7 protein-coding genes are annotated in these 6,103 nt (G+C 67.4%); 3 read left to right on the top strand and 4 right to left on the bottom strand.

The window, feature by feature from the left end; translation table 11 throughout:
- The 4 genes from HZB86_12070 to HZB86_12055 form a co-directional block, all read right to left on the bottom strand.
- Positions 1-755: aminopeptidase (locus HZB86_12070; GenBank protein ID MBI5906259.1), on the bottom strand; the 755-nt coding region annotated here is incomplete at its 3' end.
- Positions 734-2,134, bottom strand: a complete 1,401-nt coding sequence (locus HZB86_12065) for a tetratricopeptide repeat protein (protein MBI5906258.1) — start codon at positions 2,132-2,134, stop codon at positions 734-736. The genes HZB86_12070 and HZB86_12065, both read right to left, overlap by 22 nt.
- Entirely contained in the window at positions 2,131-2,925 is a 795-nt protein-coding gene (locus HZB86_12060; GenBank protein MBI5906257.1) for a D-alanyl-D-alanine carboxypeptidase, read from the bottom strand. The genes HZB86_12065 and HZB86_12060 overlap by 4 nt, the downstream gene beginning before the upstream one ends.
- 61 nt (positions 2,926-2,986) lie before the next feature.
- Positions 2,987-4,045 carry a DUF3617 domain-containing protein gene (locus tag HZB86_12055; GenBank protein ID MBI5906256.1) on the bottom strand — a complete coding sequence of 353 codons (1,059 nt, stop codon included), beginning with the start codon at positions 4,043-4,045 and terminating at the stop codon, positions 2,987-2,989.
- Between the two features lie 193 nt (positions 4,046-4,238).
- Between HZB86_12055 and HZB86_12050 the strand changes: the two genes are divergently transcribed.
- The 3 genes from HZB86_12050 to HZB86_12040 form a co-directional block, all read left to right on the top strand.
- On the top strand, positions 4,239-4,985 hold the full coding sequence (locus HZB86_12050; GenBank protein MBI5906255.1) for a hypothetical protein: 747 nt from the start codon (positions 4,239-4,241) through the stop codon (positions 4,983-4,985).
- Positions 4,985-5,626: a hypothetical protein gene (locus tag HZB86_12045; protein ID MBI5906254.1), complete on the top strand. Its 642-nt coding sequence runs from the start codon at positions 4,985-4,987 to the stop codon at positions 5,624-5,626. Before HZB86_12050 ends, HZB86_12045 begins: the two co-directional genes overlap by 1 nt.
- Before the next feature lie 14 nt (positions 5,627-5,640).
- On the top strand, positions 5,641-6,103 hold a 463-nt coding region (locus HZB86_12040; protein MBI5906253.1), incomplete at its 3' end, for a hypothetical protein.

The raw sequence follows: 6,103 nt of genomic DNA, 5'->3' as shown, positions 1-6,103 counted from the left end.
TTGCGGAACCGAAGCCGGATCCCGGCCACCTCCCGCCCCCCGGCGATCGCGGGGAACTCGAAGAAGATCACCCCTTCCGTCGAGGTCTCCACCGGCGCGGTGAAGATCTCCCCGTCGGGCATGTTGTACTCCCCGGCGCACGGGATCGCGGTGCGCCCCTTGATCGAAAAGGAGAGGTCCGTATCCACCCCCACGATCCGGACGCGGTCCGCCTTCTCGAGGACCTTCTTCGCCCGCGCGAACATCCGGGACATGGCCGCCCAGTCCTGATCCACCGCGCCGTAGTACAGCTTCTCGTACTCGGCCAGCGAGCGGTCGGTCTCCTGGGCGAGCGCCTCCGTGGGGAAGTTGGTCAGCACCCACCGGACGCGCCGCAGCAGCACCTCGGAGATCGGCTTGGTCGCCTTCCGGCGGTCGGCCATCTTCCGCGGAGGGATGTGGGAGAGGTGCCGGGTGTTGCCGGGAGCGATGATCACGATGTCGGCGTCGATCGTCTTCGCCTCGTGCATCTTCGTCGGCGGGAGGTGGGCGATCTGCTCCGGCGACGCTTCCTCGTAGAAGATCCCGTTCGCCTCCTCGAACCCCGCCGAGAGGAGCGGGTGCGCTCCCGCCCGCATCACCTCGCGGTAGACCGCGAGCGCCAGCGGCTTCCCCAGCTCGCTCGTGGAGATCCGGACGATCTCGCCTTTCCTCGCCTTCACCGAGTGGCGGACGAGGATCTCCGCCAGTTTCTTCACCTGCCGTTCGGAGCCCAATGGAGACCCTCCCTGGCGATACCCGCCCCCGAAAATATACCAGATCGCCGGTTCCTCCGGAGCGCGAGACGCGCGAGGTTCTCCCGGGCGCGTACATATCCGGGGTCGATCGACATCGCGCGGAGGTACGACGCCTCCGCATCCCCGAATCGCCCCGCGAGCTCGTACGCGTACCCCAGATTGTTGTGCGCACGGGCCTTCCCCGGCGACTTCCCCGCGGTGTCCTCCCACAAGGCGATCTCGCTGCGGTACACCCCGTTCCTCGATATCGTGAGAATTCCGAGCGCGATCGCCAGCGACGCGGCGACCGCGGCGACCGGGAGGAGTCCGGCTCTCTCCCGGATACGGTCGGCGCCCGCCCCCAGCGCGAGAAAGAGCCCCCACGAGGCAAGGTAGAGCTGCCGTTCGTTCGCCACATCGAGCCGCGGGACGAAGGAGTTCGTGGGTACGAGGTGGAGGAAGAACCAGAGGATGCCGAAGCCCGCCGCGGAGCGTCTCCCGAGGCCTGCGATCCCCGCCGAAAAGAGGACCCCCAGGAAGACCGCCTCCCCCGCCACGAACGGCGTCACCCGCTCGAAAACCGGAAGATCGGGATCGATGTTCAGCGCGTGCGGCGAAACGAGGCGCGACAACAGGTACGCGATCCCGTGGATCTGGGTCATCAGATTGGCAGGGACGCCCCGGATGTCGAAGCACGACTCGAGAAGCCGCCCGTACCCGGGATGGGCGAGGAGGAGGCCGGCAAGAAGCAGGAGCAGCCCCCAATGGACCGATTGGGCGCGGAGCGCATCCCTCCAGGCGGTTCCGCGGGCGGTTTCGAGAAGAAGCAGCGCGAACGGGAGGGTGAGCGCCACTTCCTTGGACAGCATCGCCAGGAGGAACAGGAGGGGGGATGCCCCGCGGAGGAGAAAAACGCTACCCCGCTCCCGCCCGCGGAGCCAGGCGAGGACGCTCCCGAGGTAGAAGAACGACATGAGGGAAACGGACCGCCCGCTGATATAGGTCACCGCCTCCGTCTGGACCGGGTGGACGGCGAACAGCAGCGCGGCGAACAGGGCGGCGAAGCCCGAAACGGCCGGCGCGGACAGGAGGCGCGCGACGCGGAACAGCAGGACGGCGTTCGCCGCGTGGAGCGCCGCGTTCAGGAGGTGGAAACCGAAAATGCCCCCTCCGGATGTCCAGTTCAGCGTGTAGGTGAGCTTCAGGAGGGGACGGATCCCGTGCGGAAGGTCGGCGAGGAAGGCGCCCCAGGAGTGGACGGCGGGGTTCCCGACGATGACGTTGTAGTCGTCGAACTGGAACCCGCCGCGGAAGGCGTTCGCATAGACCAGGGCGACCGCACCGGGAAGGAGGAGGAGCTCCGCCGCGCCTCTCTTCACGGCGCGCGTTCCGCAGGCGCGCCGGGCGGTTCCGCGAAGGCGGCGTCGAGCATCTCCTCCGCCTTCCACCACCGGTCGGGGGCGTCGAGAAGAACGAGCAGCACCCGCCTCCCGTCCCGCTCCGCGTACGCCGCGAGGCACCTTCCGGCCCGGGAGGTGTAGCCGGTCTTGACTCCCTTCGCTCCCCGATAGCGGCCGACGAGCTGGTTCCGGTTCGAGACGACGAATTTCCGCGAACCGTCGGACGTCGACACCTCCCCGTCGATCAACCCGGCAAGCCGCGCCAGCACGGGATTCCCCAGGGTCGCCTCCGCGAGACGCGCGAGGTCCCGCGCCGTGGAATGGAGGCCGGGATCGTCGTGGCCGCACGCGTTGGCGAAGCGGGTTCCGGAAAGACCCATCGCGCGGGCGCGGTCGTTCATCAGGGACACGAAATTCCGCTCGCTTCCCGCGACGTGGTCCGCCAGCGCGCGGCATGCGTCGTTCGCCGATCCCATGAGCGTTGCGGCGAGGAGATCGATCACGGGCATCCGGTCGCCCGCGGAAAGCCCCAGGCGGGTGCCGGTTTCACGGCTCGCGGCCCCCGAGACGACGGCGATCTCGCCGAGGCGGGCCCGCTCGACCGCAAGGAGGGCGGTCATCATCTTCGCCAGGCTGCCGGGCGGGAGCCGCTTCCCGGGGTTCCGGGCCCACACCTCCCGCCCGTCGATCTTCACGAGGTACGCCGCCGCGACGTTTCCGAACGGATCCCGCGCGCCGCCCGCCGCGCCCCCCGGGACGGCCGCCTGCATCCCGAGGAGCAGGACGAGGGCGGGAATCGCCCCCCTTCCCGCCCGGAAAACCTTGCCCGGATCAGAACCCGAACAGATTCCGGATCCCCTTCACGGGATTCCTGATCGCGTCCTTCGCCCGTTCGCCGACGCTCTCTTCGGTCCGCTTCCGGGACGTGTAGTCGCGCCCGTCGCCGGACCCGGAGACGCAATCGCCGTCCCCGATCCGCCGGCCGGTCACCTTCCGGATCTGCAGGAAGTCCGATCCCTTGCCGGCACCGCCCGATTCGGTCGCAACCCCCTCGAAGGCGCTCCCCCGATAGACGATCCCTCCCACAAGCGGCCTGGGTCCGGAATCGTCCTTCCAGGTGATCCGGTCCTTCCCCCGCCGCACTTCCCGGACCTTGCGGCCGTCGAGGAGATCGGGCGGAACGGGGTTCGCAAGAATGAGGCACAACGTCTTCTTCTTCACCTCGACCGGCGTGCACGTCGTTCCGACGCGGCTCGCCTTCTCGATGGTCAATTCGTACTCCCCCGGCTCGAAATTCAGTTTCCCCGCCTTCTCGTCGCACTCGGCCGAGCTCTCGAACCCTTTCTGGACGCACGCTCCCGGCTCCTCCGCCGGGACGGGGTTCTTTCGGATGAACTCCTCCGTCTTCTTGTTGATTGCCGCCTGCTCCGCCTTTTTCTTTTCCCCCTGGGCCTTGGCCTCCTCCGCCATTGCCTTGTACTTCTCGCGCTCCTTCGAGGCCGCCTCCCTGCTCCCCGCGGCGCACGGACCGAGGTGCCTGCCGGAGAGCTTCATCAGGGTCGCGACGGATTCCCCCCCCTCCACGGTCTTCATGCGGACCGTTCCCTTGTAGGAAGCCCCCTTGTACGTGATCTCCCCATCCCCCTCGGAATTTCCGCAGATGACGTGCCACGCGACCTTGTTTCCGGTGACCTTGAGGCGCGTCGTCCTGCACTCCTTGTCCTTCTCCGACGACGGAACGAGGTCCTCCTTCGTGATGCACTGCCGGAAACTGCTGGTCATCGGCGGCATGGACATCGGGCCGCCGGTCATGGTCATCTCCACCGAGGTCTCCCACTCCCCTTCCCGCATATCGACGTCCGCCGCCTGCGATCCCGCAGGGAAGATCAACAGGAACACGGCGATCCAAATCGCTCCCCGGAAATGCGCACCTGTCATGATCGGCCTCCCCGCTGCACGGATTTTCCCCCCGACCGCAGGATAATAAAAAAATGTTTTACTGTATATCGCCAACCGGTATCATCAATGTATCGTGCGAAATCCGGAGGTTATCGGCCCTCCACCACCGATCCGGGAGGATGCCATGCGCTCCAGTCCCTTGGCCCGATCCATCGGGTGCGCGGTCCTTGTCGCCCTATTCGCGTTTTCGGCGGGAATCGCCTTCGCGGAGGAAGACGCCGAGATCGACAGCTCCAAATCGTCGCAGAGACTGAAATCCCTCAAGCGGAAGGCGGGCGCCAAGACGGTCGTCACGATATACGAGTTCCGCAGCTCCGTTCCGGAGATCCAGGTCAAGGCGGCCCAGGAGATGTTCGTCACCGCGCTCATCAAGTCCGGCGCCTTCGCGGTCGCGGAGCGGCAGCGCCTGAACGAAGGCGTCATGCGGGAGAGGCAGCTGAACGCCTCGGGCCACACGACCGGGACCGTCGCCTCGAAGAAGCTGGCCGGTGCGAGCTACATCTTCGAGGTGGTGGTATCCGAGGCGAACCCCGGGGAGAGCCAGTCGGAAGGGGGCGTCTCCGTCGGGGGGATGGACCTCGCCCATGGCAGCGCGAAGGACGGCATCGGCATGGACGTCCGGATCGTCGACGCCGAATCGGGGCTCGTGGTGGACGCCGTCAACGTCCGGAAGAAGATCGAGGCGACGGGCACGAGCGTGAGCGGCTTGGGGCGGCTGGCGCAATCCATCTTCTCCCTGAAGGGGAAGAGCGTCCCGCTGAACCCGGACGCCAACGTGAAATCGTCCCGGAAGGAGAGCGTCGACAAGGCGCTCCGCGCGTGCATCGAAACGGCGGTGCACGAGCTGGCGAAACGGATCGGGGAGGACTGATGCGCCCGCGGCGCGTGGCGGCGCTCGTGGCGCTCCTCCTGACGATCGCGGGAGCGGCCTTCGCGGACGCGCCGTTCCACGGACCGCCGGCCATCACGGTGTATCCGGACGAATATCCGACCGACGTGGCGTTCTTCTTTCCCGCGGGCGGTCCGCTGGAGCGGTTCACCGCGCGCCCCGGCGCCTGGTACGCCGTCTACCGGACGCCGATGTACCCCGGCAGGCCGTACGACCTGCTCGTCGGGCATTCGGGCGATCCCGCGCGGCTCAAGGTGTTCGCCCTGGACAACCACCCGTTCGGGAAGGTTTCCGTCAAACAGGAACTCCGGCTTCGGAAATACGAATCCGGCAACGGAGCCGAATCGATCTACGGCGGGACGATCTCCATTCCGAGGGATTCCGCGGTATACGGACTCTACCTGCTGTTCGAGTGGAACCCGCCGCCGGGGGACGACCGGCCGCTGCCGGTGGAGCTCCAGCTCCTGACCGCGGACCGTGGCCCCGTGTGGGGCCGGAGCCGCCCGTGGTGGCGCTCCGGAGCGGACAGGGGGGTGGAAAGCCCCTTGCAGAGCCAGGGACACGACCCGTACGAGATCCCGGTCCCGCGGGCGGGCACGCAGGAAAAGGAGCGACGACGTTGAGGGAAATTCTCCGGATGCGAAGGATCCTGCCGCTGGCCCTCCCGATCGCCGTTCTCTGCGCCGCCGCCCCGCCGCCGGCCGCGGGGCAACAGCAGTACCCGGCGCAGCAGCAGTATCCGCAGCAGCAATACCCCCAGCAGTACCAGGATCCCCAGCAGCAGTCTCAACAGCAGTACCAGCAACAGCAGCCGTATCAGCAGCAATACCCGCAGCAACAGGTTCCTCAGCAATACCCGGATCCCCAGCAGCAATATCAACAGCAGTACCAGCAGCAACAGCCGTACCAGCAACCGCAACCGTATCCGGGCCAGCAGCCGTACCAGCAGCCCGCGGTTCCGGGGCAGCAGCAGTGGTCTCCGCCGCCGACCCCCGCACCTTCATCTCCGCCCGCGTCCGGATTCCCGGGGGGCTTCTGCACGGTGAAGCTCTCGACCGACCGGTCCACGATCCACCTGATGGACGCGACGGGGAGCACGG

The sequence above is a fragment of the Deltaproteobacteria bacterium genome (genome assembly GCA_016234845.1).
Taxonomy (GTDB): domain Bacteria; phylum Desulfobacterota; class Deferrimicrobia; order Deferrimicrobiales; family Deferrimicrobiaceae; genus JACRNP01.
Note: the sequence above shows the minus strand (reverse complement) of the source record. Positions and strands in the feature narration are given on the sequence as shown.

Excerpts from the sequence above, each read along its gene's own strand:
- HZB86_12060 (MBI5906257.1), bottom strand. The coding sequence starts at position 2,925 with ATGCAGGCGGCCGTCCCGGGGGGCGCGGCGGGCGGCGCGCGGGATCCG.
- HZB86_12050 (MBI5906255.1), top strand. The coding sequence starts at position 4,239 with ATGCGCTCCAGTCCCTTGGCCCGATCCATCGGGTGCGCGGTCCTTGTC.
- HZB86_12045 (MBI5906254.1), top strand. The coding sequence starts at position 4,985 with ATGCGCCCGCGGCGCGTGGCGGCGCTCGTGGCGCTCCTCCTGACGATC.